The sequence below is a fragment of the Gilliamella sp. Fer4-1 genome, from assembly GCF_001690515.1.
GTDB classification, from domain to species: domain Bacteria; phylum Pseudomonadota; class Gammaproteobacteria; order Enterobacterales; family Orbaceae; genus Gilliamella; species Gilliamella apicola_C.
This window is the reverse complement of record NZ_LZGZ01000338.1, coordinates 1-1,230: the sequence shown is the minus strand read 5'-3', so window position 1 is coordinate 1,230 and position 1,230 is coordinate 1. Positions and strand designations below refer to the sequence as shown.

The 1,230-nt window shown below is 30.1% G+C and carries 2 protein-coding genes; both read left to right on the top strand.

Annotation, left to right across the window (positions count from 1 at the left end; genetic code table 11):
* Window positions 1-145 precede the first annotated feature (145 nt).
* Window positions 146-547 (top strand): helix-turn-helix domain-containing protein, encoded by a 402-nt coding sequence (locus tag A9G30_RS11460; RefSeq protein WP_065589040.1) that lies wholly within the window; start codon window positions 146-148, stop codon window positions 545-547.
* 24 nt (window positions 548-571) lie between these two features.
* Entirely contained in the window at window positions 572-1,072 is a 501-nt protein-coding gene (locus A9G30_RS11455; protein ID WP_081295838.1) for a hypothetical protein, read from the top strand.
* Window positions 1,073-1,230: the final 158 nt, after the last annotated feature.

Below are 1,230 nucleotides of genomic sequence, written 5' to 3'. Positions count from 1 at the left end.
TTTTTATCTAGTCCAACATGATCTCTAATTAAAGATATACTTTTTCTTGTTTTCATAATTAATAATAAAATGTCTTAAAGTGTCATGGAATGTATAGTATACTAATTCTAATAATTAACCATGTCAATACATTTCAATACTATTTATGACAAATAATGACACTTTTGCAAAACGATTAATACAAAGAAGAGCTCAACTTGAATATTCTCAAGAAGACTTATCCAAACGAACTGGTATTGCTGCTGCCCAAATATCTAGGTATGAAGCAGGTAAAAATAAACCAAGAGCAAATATAATTTCAAAACTAGCGAATCATTTAGGCGTACCTTTTTCTTGGTTGGCATACGGAGAAGAAACAGATTTATCTGATGTAGATAAAGGAAAAGAAGAAATTGGTGTCTACTTAAATTTACCAAAAGAAAAATACGATTTAATGATGGAGCAAGCTAATAAGCTTAATATGGATATTCAAACTTATATATTTAGAGTGGTTATACCCAACCATCTTGCCCAAGAAGAATTACAAAAAAATCAAACTAAAAAATAACCCCTAACCTATATAGGAATCATGATGGACAAATTTCCAAGAGAAATACAAAATGAATTGCTAACATCATTATATGATGTATTTCCCTACTCTTTAGAAGAAGAAAAGTGCATGTTCATTTTAAATAAATTTGGGGATGATAATAATATTATTGCCAATCTTAAATATCTAATTGATCATAGATTAATATCTGAAAACTCTATTTATCAAACATCTGATGGATATCATGTTAACGATTCGGCTTTAATAATAACAACAAAAGGCATAGATTTTATCCGTGATGATGGCGGTCTATCTTCAATACTTAATGTTACAACTATTAAAATTCACAATGAAACATTAGAAAAACTGGAAGATATTATCAAGCAATCTTCATTAACTGAGGCTGAGAAGAAGACATATCTTGGTAAGTTGAAAGAGCTTCCTGTAGACGCCACAAAACACTTGGTATTGAAACTATTAGACTTGGGTCTATCTCGGACTCCTGACGTAATTCAACTAATTTCATCATGCTTCCCGTCTTAATAAACTCATTATGGTCTCTAACTTTTGTTAAACGACCATAATTCTTCCCAAATAACCTTATCCAACAATCTTCATGCCGATCTGTAGCGAGTATTACGCCATTTTTATCATGAAAAACTATTGAAAAAACTTTCATATGGATACCTTATTTTAGATAA